Below are 17,667 nucleotides of genomic sequence, written 5' to 3'. Positions count from 1 at the left end.
TAAACTAGATAATAAAGATATAATTGAATCGGAGCGTCTCTGTTTTACATTTAGAGTGCTGTCCCGGCTCGCGAGTTTTACAATGAATGCACGCGCGGAACACTCTCAATAAAAAAATGCTTTTTACAAAGCCCTATATGCTCCCAATTGAATCACCCAAGTCTAGCTAAGTCAGATGCAAAGCCAGTTAGGAGAAGACCGGAGCGATCGCAGCAACCGCAACTTATTAGAACTAAGTCCTATCGGGCTAGCATTGTGCCGCGCGGACGGGACTTTTTTGGACGTAAATCCAGCTTTTGCAAGTACGATCGGGCGCACAGTTGCAGAAACTATCAAGCTCAACTACTGGGAAATTCTGCAAACAGATTGCGCTGAAACAAAAAAAGATCGAGAAAATCTTACTAAAAATAGCTCCACGCGATCGTGCGCCGCAGCATACAAACATAAAAATAACTATCTCGTACCCGTGCGAGTTTCCCAGCGGACAATTGAAACAGAAGGAGAGTCCGCGATTTGCTTGAGTGCGGAAGAAATTTTTAATATTCAGAATGACAATAGCGAGCCGCTGGAATCAACAGAGCACAGCAATTCAAATCTAGAAAAATTGCTCGCGAAGCAGACTGCTGAACTGGCAAAAACTCAGGAACTACTCCAACAAAAAAACGCCGAACTCAAAGTGGCAAAATCGCAACTGCACCACCACAGTCTGGTTTTAGACCAAATTCGAGAATCGGTGATTTGCACCGATATCGACGGGTATATTACCAGTTGGAATCAAGCCTCCGAAAGGTTATACGGATATCAAGAAGATTGGGTAATCGGAAAGCATATTTCTATAATTTACCCTCCCCAACAGCAGGAATTTTTATTAGAGCAAGTTATCAAACCCCTACAAAAAAAAGGTTTTCACGAAGTAGAAATTATTACCTGTCGCAAGTCTGGAGAACAATTTGAATCGCACCTGTCACTTTCGCTGCTGAAAGACAAGACGGAAGAAGTTATTGGGATGGTTGGCTATTTGACAGATATCAGCTATCGCAAAGTTTTAGAACAAGAATTAGCACAAAAAAAAGCACTGTTCGATAGCTTTTTGCAGGAAGCCCCGGCGGGAATTTGCATTTTTGACTCGCAACTGCGCTACGTGCAAATTAATCAATTTTTAGCACAAATAAATTGCCTCACTGCCGCAGAACACCTCGGCAAGACTCTACGCGAAATAATGCCGCATATCGCTCCAATGCTAGAGCCTTTGTACGCCGAAATATTGAGAACGAAAACTCCCTTAGTTAACATCGAGACGAGCGCTGAAAATCCCAGGCTGCCAGGAGTTGTGCTACACATGACAGGCTCTTATTTTCCTCTATTAGACAAAGACGGTGAGGCGATCGGCATCGGTGCACTCGTCATTGACATTAGCGATCGCAAAAAAGCAGAAGCAGCACTGGAAAAAAGCGAACAGCTATACCGCACGATGGCAAGCAACATTCCTAACGGTGCGGTGATGCTGTTTGACAAAGAAATGCGCTACACCCTGGTAGAAGGTACAGAATTAGCAGCCGTGGGGCTTTCCAAAGAATTGATGGAAGGCAAGACAATCTGGGAAGTATTCGAGTCCGATTTTTGCCGTGCCGTCGAGCCGAATTATCGGGCGGCGCTCGCAGGAGAAACAGTTGTAACAGAATTTACTTACCGCGATCGCATCTACCTCGCTTACACTTTGCCAGTCAGAAACCAACGGCAAGAAATCACCGGCGGATTGTTGATGACTCAAAACATTACTGAGCGCCAATTGGCAGAAGAAGCCCTCAAGGAAAGCGAGGAAAAATACAGGTGCATTGTCGAGACAGCCGATGAAGGAATTTGGATAATCGATGCGGAGGGTAAAACTACTTTTGTCAACCAAAAAATGGCCGATATGCTCGGCTGCACCGTAGAGGAGACGATCGGGCAGCCGCTATTTGCTTTCATGGATGCAGAAGGCATGGCGATCGCCGAAGCCAATCTCAACCGCCGCCGTGAAGGAATTAGCGAAAAGCACGATTTTAAGTTCCTTCGTCGAGACGGCAGCGACTTGTGGGCGATGGTTTCTACTAATGCCTTCTCAGACAAAGAAGGGCGCTATGTCGGGGCTTTGGCAATGGTTGCCGACATTACTGCTCGCAAGCAAACAGAAGCGGCATTGAAACATTCGGAAGCCAAATTTCGATCGCTGTACGAATCAACCACTATAGCTGTTTTTATGTCCGATGAAAATATTATTTACGATGTCAATAACGCCACATTAAAACTATTTGGATATACTGGAAAAGAGCAGTTTATTGGGAATCATCCGGGTAAATTGTCGCCACCTTTTCAACCCAATGGCAGAGATTCTTCGACATTGGCGAGCGAAATGATGGCGATCGCCTTTGAACACGGAAACCACCGTTTTGATTGGCTGCACGAGCGATCGGACGGTACTGAGTTTCTTACAGAAGTCGTGCTGACAGCCATCGAAGTGGGAAATCAAAAACATATCCAAGCAGTCGTCCAAGATTTAACCGATCGCAAGGTGGCTGAAGAAACATTAGTGCGATCGGAACAAGCCCTGAGACAGCAAGCTCAACGAGAACAACTGTTGAATCAAATTGCCAACCAAATCCGCAATTCTTTGGATTTAGACACAATTTTAGCAACCGCCGTTCAAGAAATTCGCAATCTGATGCAGCTAGATTGGTGCGTCTTCATTTGGTATCGCCCCAACAGCAATCCTCCAATGTGGGAAATAGTTTGCGAAGCAAAGAATGCAGATTTGCCTAGTTTTATTGGTGCCTATGCTGTAGATGACAAATCTAGTGCCGCAGTGCAGCAGATTTTGCGCCAACAAATTCTGCGAGTTGATGATGTTAGCTTGTTTGAAGATGTAGAAGTGCGCGCAATTTTCCAGGCATTTCAAGTTAACTCAGTGCTGTCGCTGCCGGTTCATACTGCTTCCGGCGATATAGGCACGATTAGCTGCTATCAGGCTGTGTCCGCGCGCCATTGGAGCGATTCAGAAGTCGAGCTGATGCAAGCGGTAACTGCTCAAATTGCGATCGCGATCGACCACGCAGAATTATACACCCAAACCCTTACAGCGGCTGAATTAGCTCGATCTCAAACTCAACACCTAGAACAAACTTTGTACCAACTCCAACGCACCCAAACTAAATTAATTCAAAGTGAAAAAATGTCTAGTTTGGGACAGTTAGTAGCAGGTGTCGCCCACGAAATTAACAACCCGGTTAATTTTATCTACGGTAATCTCAGCTACACCAGTGAATACACTCAAAACTTGCTAAAAATTCTGCAACTTTACGAGCAGGAATACCCGCAGCCACCTGTCACAATTTTAGAGGCAAGAGAAGAGTTGGAAATTGATTATCTTATTGAAGATTTACCGAAAATGATATCATCTATGAAACTCGGAGCCGATCGCATCCGCGACATTGTTTTGAGCCTGCGGACTTTCTCAAGACTTGACGAAGCTGAAATGAAACAAGTTGACATTCACGAAGGCATCGAAAGCACGCTGCTGATTTTGCAAAACCGCCTGAAAAATAAACCCGATCGCCCGCCTATTAATATTGTCAAAGAATACGGTAACTTGCCTTTAGTGGAATGTTATCCCGGTCAGTTAAATCAAGTATTTATGAATTTGTTGACAAATGCGATCGACGCTGTGGAAATGGAAATTGATAATTTCGCTCGCACGGGCAAATATCTCACAATTACGATTCGTACCGAAGTAACGGAAAATAACTGCGTGGCGATGCGAATAACTGACAGTGGCCCAGGGATGAGCGAAGACGTGCAACAGCGCTTGTTTGACCCATTTTTTACCACAAAACCAGTCGGCAAAGGCACGGGCTTAGGATTAGCAATTTCGCACTCTATTGTCGTAGAAAAACACGGCGGTCAGTTGTCGTGCAATTCTGTAGTGGGAGAAGGTGCCGAATTTGCGATCGAGATTCCGCTGCGGCAAAAAAGAAATTAAAACCCGTAAAATTCCCACAAACTGGGTTTGGGGAAAGAAGGACTAAAGTCCTCACTACGAACTTGGTTTTTTGGACTTGGCTTTTAACTTAAACATTTTACATAAACCCGATCGCACCTTGGCGTTTCCACACCAGTCGTCGGTAAATATCCGCTATTTTCGTACATCTTAACAGCTTCCTTGAGAACGCTAGCCGTTTCGATCCAGATTTCATCAAAGCCGCGAGCCATTATTGTACTTTCCAACTCTTGCAGTAAAAACTTTCCCAAACCTTTTCGCCTTACTGCCGGCAAAATATACATTTTGCGAATTTCTACAGCATTATTACCGCGTTCAATCGGATAATAAGCGGCCGTACCCACGATTTCTTCTTGCCGTTCTACTACCCAAAATTCTCCACCATTTTTATGATAAAATAATTCGACATCATAGACATCTCGATCTGCCCCGCAAGGCTCACAGTTTAAACCGTACTCTGCTAAAATATTTTTAATTAAATTGAACGCATCCGCCCGATCGCGCGTTTCCCAGGAACGAATCAAAAAATCTAAATGTTGAGTTTTCATGGGTTGTTGAAAATTATAATTATTGGTTTGCTGTAGCAACCGTAAAACTACTGATTATTTGTGCTTTACAGTATAGAAATACACCCAACTTTTAACTGTGAATTCTCGGTTCAGGATAAAGAGTTGCCAGCAACTGACTTTCTAACAATGATAATTCCTCCAGCCGTTCTATCACCAAAGCGCGATCGAAATAAGTTGTTGCTAAAATCCAATATATCCCATAATGGCGCGCTTCCGAAGCCATCAAACTGCGGTAAAACTTAGCTAATTCGGCATCGGGACAACGATCGCCCAACAGCCCCAGCCGTTCGTGACTCCGCGCTTCAATCAAAGCAGAAACCAGCAAAGAATCCAAAAGTCTCTCCGGTTCCTGTTTGCGAATTTGGGCGGACAAACCGGCACCGTAGGGAGGCGCAGCCAAAGGCCCCAAAGCGATACCGCGCTGTTCCAACCGCTGGTTGACTTGCTCGAAATGCTCTAATTCTTCCCTGGCGATCGCTGTTAGCATCCTCACCAACTTTTCCCGCGCTGGGTAGCGAAACATTAAATTTAACGCTACTCCCGCCGCTTTCCGCTCGCAGTGAGAATGATCTAACAAAATTGTATCCAAATGGGCGATCGCCTGTTCGATCCAAGCTTCCGAAGTTGGCTGTTTCAAAAACTTAATAGTTGGCAGTGTTAAACTCATATTATTTTAGATTTTAGATTTGAGAGGAATGATATCGTTGACCTTTGCATCGGAAGGATAGGCAACCGAGGACACGGCAATGCCGTTTCCCTACCCAAAAATAATCCATCTTCCTTGATTAAAAATGTAACCATCGCCCGATTAATTGTAGGGACACGGCACTGCCGTGTCCGGCGCAGGGACTAGGACACGGCACTGCCGTGTCCCTACTTTTCAAAATTGATTTTACACAGTTTTTCAAACACCCCATACATATCATCAGCAAACTTTTTAGGATTCCACAGCGGCGACAAATTAGCTGGGTCTTTAGACTTCATCAAATGCGCTTTAATTGCCTGTCTCAAATCACCATCTTTACCCAATTTTACACCCATATCCACATATTCCGCCCAAGACCGAGCCGCACCAGTTTCCATCCCCAAAACCTGCAAAAACGAATAACCCATTCTCGATAAAAATTGTTCTCCAGTACGAGTCACCACAGGCAAATTAAACCACAAAGCCTCTAAAGTGTGAGTTCCTCCATTATAAGGATAGGAATCCAACAAAACATCTGCCAGCAAATAGACAATTCTGTGCTCTTCCTCCGTAGCAAACCTCGGCAAAAACTTAATTCGGTGCTTGCTGACTCCTTCAGCTTCGCAAGCTTGATGATACGCAGCCTCAAACACCGCAGCATCGCCCAAAGCTTTGTGAATTAAAACGCTGTTCGGCACTTGTTTGAGAATCGCAACTTGTGCTTTTACTAAGTCGCGATTAAATTTTCGGCCCGGAGCGACGCACAAATAAACTATCTGATCCAAACCGATCCGATTCGACCTTCTCAATGCCACCGGATCGACTCCGTACCTCTGAAAACCTGACACCGCTACAAAAGAATCCGGCATCCTAATTAGCTGTTCGTCATAATATTTTTCGCGACCTTCTGGGTGCGAGTGCCAGTCTGTAAGAAAGTAATTTTCCGAGGATATGTAAGGTGCATCAAATCCCAACCAAGAAATACAAACTGGTGCTGGTTTTTGGTAGAGAATGTCTGCGTGAATCGGTACGCTGAGAGAATCTAAATCGACTAAAACGTCTAATTCATCTTGCTGAATTTGGGCGATAATTTCTGCGGAATTGGCAAGTCCGTTCGGGTAAGTTTTCGGATAAGTCAGTTTGCCAATTTTTTCAAATTCCTGAGTGCGATCGTCAGAAACAATTCTTTCGGAAGCATATAAATGCAAGTTGGGCGTGATTTCCGACAATTCGCGAATGATGTCAGTGCTGCACCAACCTACAGAATGGCGGCTGAAGTGATTGGATAAAAAGCCGATTTTTAATTTGCTACCTGGGGCTTTTGGTTGGTAACTGTAATTTGCAGGTTGAGGAAAATTAGGTTTGATACATTTGTCAACGTACTTTTTGGCAATTAATCTGTAAAGTTTAGAGTTTGCTGCCAAGTCATCTCGCAGATAGGGCGTGCTGAATAAGAAGTTTGCATAAAGCGATTTAATTTCTACCGAACTTGCCGTTTCTAAGTTTTGCTGCAAGTAGGATTCTAATTCTAAAAATCGATCGCCTGCAATTTGATTCAATCCCGATACTTGATAGGTGCTGACGAAGTAAATCGCCGTCATAATAGGATCGGTTTCGGCGCACATTTGGCTGTATGCGTGCACGGCTTGCCGCGCGGCTGCTAAATTGCTAGTATCTCTGAGGATGCCGCACAAATGTTGGTGGGCCGAAATAAAATCGGGTTTAATTTCTAGGGCTTTTTGCAGGTTGGGTATGGCGTCTTTAAATTTGCCTTGGTGGCGCAAAATTATGCCAATTTGACAGTATGCTTCGGGTAAATCGGGTTTTAATGCGATCGCCTGCTGCCATGCAGCCACAGCCTCATCTAGCTTCCCCTGCCGCGCTAATTTATCTCCCAAATTTATGTAAAAATCTACCTGAGCCAGATGGGGATTGAGTTCGAGAGCTTTTTGTTCGTAGGCTACAGCAGCATCAAACTGCCCTTGCTGCTTCATCGCCCCTGCCAAATTCCAGTAAGCAGCGGCCAAAGTTGGTTTGAGTTCGATCGCCTTTTGGTAATTGACAGTCGCCTCCACCAAACGCCCTTGCTTGTAGAGCATACTGCCTAAATTAGCATAGGCCTCAGCAAAATCGGGATTCAGGGCGATCGCCTCCGAATAAAACCGCATCGCTTCCTCAATTTGGCCGCTGGCTTGCTGCACGTTACCCATTGTCACGTAAGCCGCCGCGCAATCCGGTTGCAATTCCAGAGCTTGGCGACAAGCAGCGACTGCTGCTGCTAAATCACCTTGGGAGTAATAGGTTTCTGCAACGACTGTCAGCGATGCAGCATCTTCAAATTGGGGTGTTTCGGATTGGTTGCGAAAATCGGAATTCATTTGGCGGCCTATCTGTGCTATCAAGTTAAAGGTTGAATCTATATTATTTTGCAGAGTACCAGTTTTAGCGGAATTACGCGCGATCGTCACAGAGAATTTATGAGCGACAAGCAAGCGACACAGCACCAACCTAACATCAAGTGGAAGCCAAACCTCCTGCTGGGGATACTCTTGTTAGCCTTAGCAATCCCCTTGCCTTTTGCCCAAAAGACTCTCGCACAACAGCAAACAGCGAACTTTCGGCAGCGAGTATTTCAAACTGCTCTTTATTTCACCTTATATTTTGAGGGTGGATTCAGCAATCACCCAGCCGATAAAGGCGGCAGAACCTATCGGGGCATCCTGCAAACAGAATACAACTCGTACCGCTACAGTCGCGGGCTGCCGCCCCTTGACGTGACGCAAATGTCGGAAGCAGAGCTCCTAGAAATTTATAAATATTACTGGGATTCTAGTCTTTCGGGAACTATGCAGCCTGCTTTGGCGATCGTCATGTTTGACACCGCAGTTAATTTCGGTATTAACAATTCTATTACATTTCTCCAGCAAGCCTTGGGATTGCCACAAAGCGGCATTTTTGACGCGCGCACCAGGGAAGCATTGAAAGTCGCTAACAACAAAAATACAGCGCTACAAATGATTAACGAACGGATTATTTACCGCTACAAACGGGTGCAAGAAGATCCGAGTCAAATGGCTTTTTTTCGGGGTTGGCTGAGCCGCGATTACAGTTTGTGGGGCTACGTAAACAAGATTAAGTAGTTGGCAGTTGATTGTTGTCAGTTGGCAGTTGGTTGTTTGTTGTTGGTTGTTGGCAGGAAAGCAGTTGGTAATTCCGAATTATAATCAACAAATAAAATTGCTCGTTACCAGGCTCTGCCTGGTAATGCAGGTGCGGAGGCTCTGCCTCCTTCTATCTCGCGGCTTCTGGAGAGAGGACTGTAGGAAGTGCTTAAGTTATACCATTTTTCTAAAGATGTGCTATAGATGAAGTCTTAGCCCCCCGCGAGTTCGGGGGGGTAATATCTAGCGCTACTTTATGAAATTGGTATTATTAAGTTTTCGATCCTTAGATAAGAAAAGACTGTAGGAAGTGCTTAAGTTATTAAGTTTTCGATCCTAAAAGACTAATCAGTTGAACATAAACCGCCCATAACAGAAACATAAAAACAAAACCTATAGCGGCTGCACGAGTAACTTAAACCATGAAAATATGACAGTAGAAGAAGCAATAAATTTTTTAGACAATCTGGTGTACGAACAAACCCAAAAACGCCTAACTCGGTTGCAACAGTCGATCGCGCGAGGCGTTTTAGGGGGTTTGACGTATCAAGAAATTCAGCAAAACGATCCGCCCGTGGCTACACCGTGGGCTACCTGGCGCGGTATGTCGGCTACAACTTGTGGAAAGACCTCACCAAGGTACTGAAGCAAGCAGGAATTATTGAAGCAGAAGAAAGAGTAGTCGGAGCAAACCTTTGGGACTGCATCATCAGAGGTGTACAAAAAGGCACGCAACCACCTCAATCTCTGGATCCGATATTGGGACAACTGCTGCGGATGCGTTACCGAATCCGAGAACATTTGGCGAGCACCGAGTACAGCGATACCTATCTCGCTGAAGATGAAAATTTGCCCGATCGACCTTTGTGTCTCGTCAAGCGCCTGAAAAGCCAGTCAGACAGAACCAGCCAGCTATTCGATCGAGAAACGCGCGTATTGTATCGCTTAGGGAAACACGATCGGATACCGGAATTGTTAGCTCGATTTGAAGAAGATGGATATTTTTATTTAGTCTATCAATTCATCGAAGGAGAACCCCTGTATCAAGAATTAATCGAAGGTCAACCCTGGGAAGAACATCGCGTTATTGCTTTGTTAAAAGATATCTTAGAAGTCCTGGCCTTCGTTCACAAACAAAATGTAATTCACCGCGATGTTCACCCTCAAAACTTAATCGAGCGCGCATCAGACGGCAAGATTGTATTAATTGACTTTGGAGCAGTTAAAGAAATCAACATTTCGCAAAATAGCACAGGTCAAACGCGATCGCGCGGCGGCACCCAGCAAGACTACATTCCCCCCGAACAAGCCATCGGTTCGCCAAAATTTTGCAGCGACATCTACGCTGTCGGAATCATCGGCATTCAAGCCTTGACAGGGATGCGGCCGAAACAACTCAAAGTCGATAATTTAGGCAATCTCATCTGGCAGAAAAATGCAACTGTCACCCCGGAGTTTGCTAGCATTTTAGACCAGATGGTGCTGTACGCTTTTCCCCAGCGTTACCCATCAGCAACCGAAGCAATGCTCGCACTTCAACAATTGACAGTTGACAGTTGACAGTTGACAGTTGACAGTAGTCATTAGTCATTAGTCATTAGTTAAAGAACGAAACCCAAGACCATTGATGTGAGATTTGATACCAAAATCCGGTTTTAATACGCCCTATTGAGTCTCGCGTTGCGCGGACTTTGTTTGTGTAGACGCGGTTTCAACCGCCGAGTCTTATTTTTTGTGCCGTTAGTGCAGCCCGCCCCTATGGGAGGCTCATCAACGCAGAGGATCGCACAATCCGCCACCATAACCCCTCCAACGACTGACTGCAAACACTCGCCTGAACCGATGAATCGGGCGATGGCTAATTTTTGACATAGAATGAAAAAAACCGAAGGAACAACAAACAAGCAATCTTTGATTTTCACTAACCAGCCCAAAAAAATATTGAATTACGCCAAATTTTTTCTACATCTCTAGCCTTCTACTTTTAGTTGACACTCTCTCTGAAATTAGATAAGATAATTAATATTTTTGGCTAGGCAATTTTCACAAGATATTAAGCAGCTTTGTATAAGGCGCAACAATATAACGACAGTCTTTATTGTTACCTTAGATAAGTATAAACTCCAATAATTTGAGGTATCGAGAAATTGGAACGTTTTGAACCCGCACAAGCGCAGCCACCTTCAACCACAATTGTTGCGCTCCAGTCTTTTGCCAAAAAAGCTGGAATTGCAGTAATCGCGATCGGCTGTACAGTCATTTTGGGTTGGATCTTCGATCTGCAACTCTTAAAAAGCATTCTGCCCGGACTCGTAACAATGAAAGCCAATACAGCAGTATGCTTTATTTTGGGCGGGCTTTCTCTGTGCCTCCAACAACAAGAACGCGCCAAATTAACAACAATAAAATTTCAAAAAATATTTAAATTTTTAATTGTTAGCAGTTCCTTTTTAATCATACTAATTAGCCTGTTAACCTTAGTTCAATACAGCTTTAATTTAGAATTAGGCATCGACCAACTGTTATTTAAAGAAAGTTACACCTTGCCAAACCCCGGAACACCAGGACGCATGGCACCAAATACTGCTGCTGCTTTTTTATTTCTGGGAACAGCCCAGTTGCTGCTGTCACAACGCCGCCCTAAATACCCGCCGGTTCAAATATTAAGCTGTTGTACATTTTTAATTGCATTTCTGGGTTTGATAGGCTATTTCTACGGCAAAGCTTTATTTTACCGAATTGGCGATCATACAGGCATGGCTTTGCACACGTCCGCAGCATTTATGTTGCTCAGCCTCGGCATTTTATTTACCAATCCAGAGCAAGGATTAATAGCAGTAATGGCGAGCGATCGCGCGGGCGGCATCATGGCAAGGCGCTTGTTGCCGCAGGCAATCATTATTCCGCCTTTAGCGGGTTTTTTAATCATTTACGGAGAGCGATTTCAAGCCTACGAACCAGAGCTAGGACTATCGCTGTTAAGTGTCTTGAATGCGATCGTTTTTACAGTTCTGATTTGGCAGAACGCGAAAACTCTGTGTACCGCAGACCGGAAGCGCTATCGAGCAGAACTGGGACTTAGGAAAGCTAAATCCGACTTAGAAACTCAAGTTGAAAAACGGACTCTCCAACTGCAACTCGCCAACGAGCAATTGCAGCAACAAATTATAAATTCTCAAACAACAAAGCAGGCGCTTGAAAAAAACTACAACCTGCTGGTGACAGTCATTAACAGTACGCCAACAGCCCTATTTGTCAAAGATATTCATGGTTGTTACATCATGCTAAACGATGCGGGCGCTAGTATAATTGGCAAATCGGTCGGCGAAATTATTGGCAGAGATGACAGCGAGTTATTTCCGCCCGAAATTGCGAGCAATATTAGGAAAACAGATCGCCAGATTGTAACAGCGGGAAAAACGCAAGTTATCGAAGAAGAACTACCAATTAAAGGCAATTTGCGGACATTTCTTTCGACAAAAAACGCTTACCGGGACGGGCAAGGAAACATTAGCGGAATAGTTAGCGTCGCGCGGGATATTACTGAGAGCAAACAAGCCGAAATTGCCAACAGAAGTCTGGCAGCGATTCTGGAAGCAACGCCGGATTTTGTAGGTATCTGCGACCTCGAAGGACGTGCCGTTTACATCAACAAAGCAGGCCGAAAAATGGTGGGTATAGACGAAAATGCAGATGTATCCAACCGACAAGTTGCAGAATTCACGGCAGCCTCAGCCCGCAGTGCTTTGAAAGGCGCGATCGCCACCGCTGTTTCCGAGGGCTTTTGGAGTGGAGAAACAACCTTTGTCTCAGCATCGGGCCTGGAAATTCCCGTCAGCCAAGTCATCCTATCCCACTCGGCATCCGACGGCAAACTCGCATACATTTCAACTATTGCCCGCGACATGAGCGATCGCAAACAAGCTGAACAAGCGCTGCGTCTGAGCGAGGAACGTTACCGATCGCTGATTGCAGCCACCGCGCAGATGGTTTGGATGACAGACGCCGACGGCAAGCCGATCGCCCCCCTTGAATGGATGGCATATACAGGGCAAAGTTTGGAAGAAGACAAGGACTACTGGATAAAATCAGTGCACCCAGAAGATCGCGATCGCACAATACAAGCTTGGATGCGCGCATTTGAAACCAAAAGTCTCTACGAAGTCGAGCACCGCTTGCGGGCAGCAGACGGCAGCTACAGGCACTTCTGGGTGCGCGCAGTTCCAGTTTTAGCCGCAGACGGCAGCGTTCGCGAATGGGTGGGAACTCACACCGACATTAGCGATCGAGTGCAAGTTTTGGCAGCGATGGAACAGTCAGCCACACAGTACCGCCAGCAAGCAATCCAGCTAGAAAAAGCTCTCCGCGACTTGCACGAAACCCAAACTCAACTCATCCAAACCGAAAAAATCTCTTCTCTTGGGCAGTTAGTCGCCGGCGTCGCCCACGAAATTAACAACCCAATTAGCTTCATCTACGGCAACATCACCCACGCCAGCAAATATGCTACAGACTTGCTCGGTTTGCTCCACCTTTACCAGGAAAAATACCCAAATCCCCTCCCGGAAATTGTAGAAGCAGCCGAAGATATTGAAATTAATTTCTTAATGGAAGACTTTCCGAAAATTTTGGAATCCATGAAAGTAGGAGCCGATCGCATCCGCGACTTAGTTGTATCCTTGCGTAACTTTTCGCGACTTGACGAATCGCAGATGAAGCGAGTAGACATTCACGAAGGAATTGAAAGCACCTTGCTAATTTTGCAGCACCGGCTCAAAGCTAATGCAGCTCGTCCGGCTATTAAAATTATCAAAGAATACGGTACATTCCCAAAAGTCGAATGCTATCCAGGTCAGCTCAATCAAGTATTTATGAATCTTATTACAAATGCGATCGATGCCATCGAAGAATACAACAGCAAGCATTCTTCAAAAGAAATATATTCTCGCCCCAACACAATTCGGATTAGCACCAGTGCGGATTCAGACATGGCAACAATTCGGATTGCTGACAGCGGAATGGGAGCCAAGCAAGAATTTATTGGCAAATTGTTCGACCCATTTTTTACTACTAAAGAAGTCGGAAAAGGTACCGGATTAGGATTGTCGATCGCCTATCAAATTATAGTTGAAAAACACCGAGGAAAATTGCAGTGTCTTTCTGCGTCCGGGGAAGGTGCAGAGTTTGCCATCGAGATTCCCATTTGCCAGAACGTATCAGCCCTGGCGGCGGAAAAAATCATGGAAATGGTCAGTAGTCAGTAGTCAGTTGTTAGTTGTTAGTTGTCAGTTGTTAGTTGTCAGTTGTTAGTTGTTAGTTGTTAGTTGGTAGGGGCGGTGGATGGTGCGTGCCCGCCCTCATTTGTTATACCAAATCCGGGTTTATATCCCCTGTATGAACCAGTCGGCGCAGGCCGACATCGTTTGTGTAGATGCGGTTTCAACCGCCGAATCATCAAGGGGGTATATTACCCGGATTTGGTATTAGTAGTCATTAGTCATTAGTCAGTAGTCATTAGTCATTAGTTAGTAGTCATTAGTTAATAGTCAGTAGGTAGGGGCGGTGGATGGTGCGTTCCCGCCCTCTTAATTGTTAGTTATTAATTGTTAGTTTTTCGCTATCATAAACAACAATATCCAATCCGGCAGCATCGGAATTAATATTATCCACAGTCAGGAGATGGCAGCGCCATTTCCCCGCAGTTAATAGAAAAATTAGTTTCTTACGGTAAAGAAACTGTATTGCCGCATCCTCCGTTACCTGTTATTTTTTATGTGAAAATATCCATTTCCTCTACTTATTAAAGAAGTCGGGGAGCTAAACCGCGATTTTCTGCTTCCCGGCCTCAGCCTCCGAACCCATATCCAGAGGCTCCGCTTTTCGATCGCCCAAAATCGAAATAATTCTTTACAATAAAAAAGCAACTATCCAATTTACTTTGACAAACTTCCTTGAAAATGCCCGTAAACCAACTTTCTCCAACCGCAGCCTCGACTCAAACACCAACACTCGACTTTGACATAGCCATCGTCGGAGGCGGTATAGTCGGCGCTACCTTAGCCTGCGCTTTAAAAGATTCCGGCTTAAAAATAGCCATAATTGAAACCCAACTCCCCGCAGCCGCAGCAGCCAAAAAACAAGCTTACGCAATCACCCTGCTATCGGGAATGATCTTAGAAGGTATCGGCGTGTGGCAGCAAATCTTGCCGCAAATCACCACCTTCGAGCAAATTAGCCTCTGCGACGGCGACTATCCCGGTGTCGTCGAATTCCACCGCCCGGATTTGGGAAATACTGGCAAATTGCCGGTACCAAAAACAGCTTTAGGTTACGTTGGCGAGCACCGAGTCATGCTGTCAGCTTTGCACGAATGTTTGGCAAAAAATCCAAATTTCAGTTGGGTTTGTCCGGCGGAAGTAATAGATGTAAAATATTTAAATAATAGCGCTGAAATTCACATCAAACAAAACGGCGAAACTCGCACAATTCGTACTAAATTGTTAGTTGCCGCCGACGGTTCTAAATCTCGAATCCGCACAGCAGCAAATATCGGCACTCGCGGCTGGAAATACTGGCAATCCTGCATTGCGATTACTATTAAAGCAGAAAAACCGCACAATGATATCGCTTTTGAGCGCTTTTGGCCGAGCGGCCCGATGGGAGTCTTACCATTACCTGGGAACCGCTGTCAAGTAGTTTGGACAGCACCCCACGCGGAAGCTAAAGCTTTGCAACAAATGGATGAAAAAGAGTTTTTGACTTTGTTGGAACAGCGCACGGGCGGGATTTTGGGAAACTTGGAATTGGAGAGCGATCGCTTTTTGTTTCCGGTGCAGTTAATGCAGAGCGATCGCTACGTTTTGCCCAGATTAGCACTAATTGGCGATGCGGCCCACTGCTGCCATCCCGTGGGCGGGCAGGGATTAAATATGGGCATTCGAGACGCAGGGGCGATCGCCCAAATCTTGCAGCAAGCACACCAAAAAGGCGAAGACATCGGCGATTTGCGAGTATTGAAACGGTATCACAACTGGCGCAAAAAAGAGAATTTAATCGTGTTAGGATTTACCGATTTTCTAGACAGATTATTTTCTAATACTTGGCTGCCAATAGTCGCATTTCGCCGCTTCGGATTGTGGTGTTTGCGGACAATTCCCCCAGTGAGGTTTTTAGCATTGCGCTTGATGACCGGCTTAATGGGGCGGCCGCCGGAATTAGCCAAAAATTAGAAGAAACCGGGTTTTTTCCTATGTTGCTTGCACTCTAGCGGTGTTGCCACAACCGCCAGGGGTTTCAACCCCTGGCTAATAGCGAAAGTCGGTTGAAACCGACTGAAAATCCGAGATAAAAATGAAAAACTCTTTAGTCCTCTTTAAGAGAACTTTTGCTATGAGACAGGGGTTGAAACCCCTGGCGGACTATCGGGATAGCCGAGGTTGCTCGCCACTGGCACCATCAAAGAAACTGGGTTTTTTCCTCAATCTTTGCAATGTTACGAAGTTGGTCGCAAAAACGCGGTACAATGATCGACTCAGATCGAACCCAGCCCTGACGGCAATAGAAAAACTATGCAGCCCGAACAAGAACAAGAAATTCTCAACCTGCGCGATCGCCAATTAACGCCCAAACAAATTGCCCGAAAGTTAGGATTGAAAGCATCCGAAGTCAGTACCTTTCTTCAATCTCATGCAGAACAAACAGCCCTCGCTAGCGCCGAAAAAGGAGAGTTATTGCCCGTTGCTCAATGTCTCGTGGATGTAAATTTTGCGAATGCCTTGTTGCGTAATGAAACCTCTGAAGCGGGCGGTTTGGGTTTAGTGGTGGTTACCCGTTCCAAGGGATACAATCGTTTTGTTGCAGCCTCTTATTTGATCGACTACTGGTGTTTGGGAGTCAAGGATGCCATCCCGCCACGTAACTGCAACGATAGCCAATATAAAAATTTCGTTCAGCTTTGTTACTCGCAGTTTATTCAAGAATACGAGGAGATTAGTTTAGAGCAAGCACAAGCCCTGGTTTGGGGCGCGATCGCTTATGCCAAAACATTAGGCTTTGAACCGCATCGCGATTTCGAGCAGTCGAAGGCTCATTTAGGAGAATCAACCAGCGAAATTGGCTTGAAATTCGGTCGCAATGGAAAACCTTGTTATATTGAAGGGCCTCACGATAATACAAGGAAAATTATCAATACGCTTAAAAACTCTGTGGGAGATGGTAATTTCGATTACTTGTTCGGGATTGGGTAGAAATTGATACGGGGGAGCGTCAACCGCCAAACCATCAATCGTGATAAAATAAACATCGGTGTTACTGGCTACCTCCTCGCCATCATGGATGAAAACCGCGCCCAAGTTTATCTGCAATTGATTGAGACACTCCTGACTTGTGCCAACGGTGAGGAACCGCAGATTTTACAGGCTAACTTAGAATTGGTAGATTCGGGGTTTCTGCAAGCTTGCGAGTCAGTAGCAGAAAACCGGGCCGAGGAAGGACAGGAAAATGACGCTAATTTTTTACGGAATTTGGTCAGTCAGCTAGGGCAATTCTTGGGGATGAATGATGAGGGAGATAGCGATAACTCTGAAGGTGAAAATCCCCAAGAGTATTTAGAGTTTATCCGAGACTTATTGCAAGCAGAACAAGATAGCAACAGCGATATTAAAGTAATTTACCCCATGCTGGCCGAGCGGCAACATCTCCTCAATGACCGTTTTGCCGAGATTTTACAGCAAGTGACCCAGAATTTTATTGCCAAACATCCCGCAGCAATTGAATCTATTCTCGGCCTCATTGGAAACTTGAGTATTCATATTAGTGACTTTCCGCTGGGGAAAAGAGCGAATAATCTTGAAATTGCCATTACCGGTTATCAAATACTTTTAAGTAATTGGGAACCCGGAAGCGAAAACTGGGCAGGGATGCAAAATAATCTGGCAACAGCCTACAGTGACAGAATCAGGGGAGAGAAAGCAGAGAATATCGAACTGGCGATCGCATCTTGCACTGCTGCATTAACCGTCTACACCAGCGATGCCTTTCCCGAATGGGCGGCGACGAAAAATAATCTGGCAGCAGCCTACAGTGACAGAATCAGCGGAGAGAAAGCAGAGAATATCGAACTGGCGATCGCATCTTACACTGATGCATTAACCGTCTACACCAGCGATGCCTTTCCCGAATGGGCGGCGACGAAAAATAATCTGGCAGCAGCCTACAGTG

General features: G+C 45.3%; 10 protein-coding genes and 1 pseudogene. 8 read left to right on the top strand and 3 right to left on the bottom strand.

All coding sequences use genetic code 11. The annotated features are described in order from the left end of the window. Nucleotides 1-175: 175 nt before the first annotated feature. On the top strand, nt 176-4,015 hold the full coding sequence (locus QUB13_RS05120) for a PAS domain S-box protein (protein ID WP_333379548.1): 3,840 nt from the start codon (nt 176-178) through the stop codon (nt 4,013-4,015). A gap of 83 nt (nt 4,016-4,098) precedes the next feature. Here QUB13_RS05120 and QUB13_RS05115 read toward each other — a convergent pair whose 3' ends face one another. The 3 genes from QUB13_RS05115 to QUB13_RS05105 all read right to left on the bottom strand — a co-directional run bounded on the left by QUB13_RS05115 (nt 4,099) and on the right by QUB13_RS05105 (nt 7,665). Continuing rightward, complete coding sequence (locus QUB13_RS05115) at nt 4,099-4,581, bottom strand: GNAT family N-acetyltransferase (RefSeq protein ID WP_333379546.1); 483 nt, start codon at nt 4,579-4,581, stop codon at nt 4,099-4,101. A gap of 91 nt (nt 4,582-4,672) precedes the next feature. Beyond that, entirely contained in the window at nt 4,673-5,269 is a 597-nt protein-coding gene (locus tag QUB13_RS05110; protein ID WP_333379543.1) for a tRNA-(ms[2]io[6]A)-hydroxylase, read from the bottom strand. 206 nt (nt 5,270-5,475) lie between these two features. Further along, entirely contained in the window at nt 5,476-7,665 is a 2,190-nt protein-coding gene (locus tag QUB13_RS05105) for an O-linked N-acetylglucosamine transferase, SPINDLY family protein (protein WP_333379541.1), read from the bottom strand. 99 nt (nt 7,666-7,764) lie between these two features. Here QUB13_RS05105 and QUB13_RS05100 point away from each other — a divergent pair, with 99 nt between their 5' ends. The 7 genes and pseudogenes from QUB13_RS05100 to QUB13_RS05070 form a co-directional block, all read left to right on the top strand. After that, nucleotides 7,765-8,427 (top strand): glycoside hydrolase family 108 protein, encoded by a 663-nt coding sequence (locus tag QUB13_RS05100; protein WP_333379539.1) that lies wholly within the window; start codon nt 7,765-7,767, stop codon nt 8,425-8,427. 451 nt (nt 8,428-8,878) lie between these two features. After that, nucleotides 8,879-9,094 (top strand): hypothetical protein, encoded by a 216-nt coding sequence (locus QUB13_RS05095; protein WP_333379537.1) that lies wholly within the window; start codon nt 8,879-8,881, stop codon nt 9,092-9,094. Continuing rightward, a complete protein-coding gene (locus tag QUB13_RS05090) occupies nt 9,034-10,008 on the top strand; it encodes a serine/threonine-protein kinase (RefSeq protein WP_333379535.1) in 975 nt (324 codons plus the stop codon). The genes QUB13_RS05095 and QUB13_RS05090 overlap by 61 nt, the downstream gene beginning before the upstream one ends. 587 nt (nt 10,009-10,595) lie before the next feature. After that, on the top strand, nt 10,596-13,712 hold the full coding sequence (locus QUB13_RS05085) for a PAS domain S-box protein (RefSeq protein WP_333379532.1): 3,117 nt from the start codon (nt 10,596-10,598) through the stop codon (nt 13,710-13,712). A gap of 693 nt (nt 13,713-14,405) precedes the next feature. Beyond that, on the top strand, nt 14,406-15,677 hold the full coding sequence (locus QUB13_RS05080; protein WP_333379530.1) for an FAD-dependent hydroxylase: 1,272 nt from the start codon (nt 14,406-14,408) through the stop codon (nt 15,675-15,677). 339 nt (nt 15,678-16,016) lie between these two features. Continuing rightward, nucleotides 16,017-16,694 (top strand): DNA-binding response regulator, encoded by a 678-nt coding sequence (locus QUB13_RS05075; protein ID WP_333379527.1) that lies wholly within the window; start codon nt 16,017-16,019, stop codon nt 16,692-16,694. A 3-nt stretch (nt 16,695-16,697) separates the two neighbouring features. Beyond that, nucleotides 16,698-17,667: pseudogene (locus tag QUB13_RS05070) on the top strand (hypothetical protein); the annotation flags it as partial.

Origin of the sequence: Microcoleus sp. B4-D4 (assembly GCF_036705185.1) — a bacterium.
Lineage (GTDB): Bacteria > Cyanobacteriota > Cyanobacteriia > Cyanobacteriales > Microcoleaceae > Microcoleus.
Note: the sequence above shows the minus strand (reverse complement) of the source record. Positions and strands in the feature narration are given on the sequence as shown.